The organism is Frateuria sp. GZRR35, from assembly GCF_051900415.1.
Classification (GTDB): Bacteria; Pseudomonadota; Gammaproteobacteria; order Xanthomonadales; family Rhodanobacteraceae; genus Frateuria_A.
The window spans coordinates 1-1,893 of record NZ_JBHZGL010000028.1 but is presented as its reverse complement, the minus strand read 5'-3'; the positions used below and the strand labels follow the sequence as shown (position 1 = coordinate 1,893).

3 protein-coding genes are annotated in these 1,893 nt (G+C 54.9%); all 3 read right to left on the bottom strand.

The window, feature by feature from the left end; translation table 11 throughout:
* Positions 1–277, bottom strand: a 277-nt coding sequence (locus ACFWZ3_RS17255; protein WP_439708907.1) for a hypothetical protein, incomplete at its 3' end; no start/stop codon positions are given.
* Between the two features lie 88 nt (positions 278–365).
* Positions 366–953 (bottom strand): suppressor of fused domain protein, encoded by a 588-nt coding sequence (locus ACFWZ3_RS17250; protein WP_439708906.1) that lies wholly within the window; start codon positions 951–953, stop codon positions 366–368.
* Positions 950–1,893 (bottom strand): RHS repeat-associated core domain-containing protein (locus ACFWZ3_RS17245; RefSeq protein WP_439708905.1); only part of this gene is annotated, 944 nt, incomplete at its 5' end. The genes ACFWZ3_RS17245 and ACFWZ3_RS17250, both read right to left, overlap by 4 nt.

Below are 1,893 nucleotides of genomic sequence, written 5' to 3'. Positions count from 1 at the left end.
CCCAGCTCACCGTGTAGCTGCCCGTCCCGTTGGTACTCGGCGCACTCAGGCTTGGCGCCGAGCTGGGCGGGTTGTACACATCGCGTTGAACGGCATTGACCCAGCCGCTGCAGGCGTACGGGTTGCACGCATGCACGGCATACGAGTGCATGGAAAGCGGCCCGTCGTAGACGCTCTCCACGTCCTTGGACGTCCCGGTCGTGCTGCCCACGACGCTGCCGGTGCTGGCATCCTTGGCTTCGTAGTACGTGGCGCCAGCGGATGCCTGCCCCCCCACCCTCTTAATTTCCGAAAGTGAACCTGGAACCGTTATCGCTGGCCGTTGGCATCGCAGGCGCGTTTTGATTTCCCGCCGTCACCGGACTCTAAGCAACCAACTTTCGCAAGGGATCGGAGAATTCAATCTCGTGCATGTCGAATAGCTCTTCGAGATCCTCCAGGCCATGCTCATGTCTAAATTTTTCTTCGCTCGCAGAAATAGGTATTAGCCACAATATTCGAGCATGGCGACCATCAGACAGATGAACGAACTCAAAATTACTTCCGTACGGATACGGCAGCGAGACCAAAAGACGATCCAAGTGTGAATTATTCGCAATGGGTCGGCCGATGTTCATCGTATGACCAACATCAAGGCGACCTGATGGCAAGGAGTGCAAATATGAAACCATAGTTAGCAATTCAACATTGCAGCAAGATTTTTCGTTCGCGATGTAACAAAATTCCGTACCGTATCCGGGCCCATCCAGAATCTTGGAGGCGCCTGCAGTCAGGTAATGAATTTGGTTATCAATAGATGCTTCTATTATTTGAAGCCTAGGCATAGTTTCTGCCGATCTTCCTTTTGCCCATCTGTAGAATTGAACATCTCTAGAGTCAGGCAAGCGATCAGCCAGATCGATAGCAAGTAGCGATGGCTGGACAGCCTCACACGGATATTTATACCCAGTCATTGATCTCGATTCCGCTCTTGCTCTTGGACATATTGTCTTTGCTGAGCACCTTCCCGCGACTGGCATTGTGCGCAGTTCGCGCCATCCAGAGATTCAGAATTATTTGAGTAGGCTTTCTTTTCAGCAGACGACATGTCTGCGCCGCCATGTTCGTAGTGAACTTCGGATAGAGGTGGCTCATGCTGAGCCTGCGGGGAAGTCCTAGTGCCAGACACCATTGTTTCTCCACACTTAGGACAAGGCCTTCCTTCTGCCGCCTGCCTCGCTGCTTTCGCCGCAGGGTTATTTGAATTGTAGCGGTAGCTCTTTCGACTATACCGTTCTGCGGCTGACCGAACACCCTTCGCAACATCTTTTGCATCGCTAATACTGACAGGCGAAACGACCTCACTTAATAGTGAAGCACCCGCGAGTAACTTTTCCCCGGTGGTCGATGTTGAACTTCGAAGCGTGTTTACGTCATCGACGATTCCACCAACGGTGGCAGCGACGTTTCCGCCTTTGATTCCCAGCTTGATCAGCTTGGTCAGAACGCTACGGCCATCCGGATCCGTAAACTTGTAGGGGTTGTCGCTGGCATACCAATAGCGATTGAACGCTCCGATTGGGTTGCTGTAGGCCGACACCGGATCGACGCTGAGGAACCGCCCCACCTCCGGATCGTAATACCGCTGTTGCATGTACACGAGCCCGGTATCCGGATCCTCCACATGCCCCGTATACCCCGGCCCCGCCGCCACCGGCCCCGTCTGCTGCTTCCCATAGGGCCGATAGTCGTACCGCGCAATGATGTTGCCCTGCGCATCTTCACGTGCCAGCACCGTGCCCTGCACATCCGTCAGCACGTACGTCGTCGTTTCCGCCGCCTGCGCCTGGCCACCCAAGCTTAGGCTCAGCAGTGTCAGTACGACCGCCGCAACCCGCGCCCACGCCGCACCTC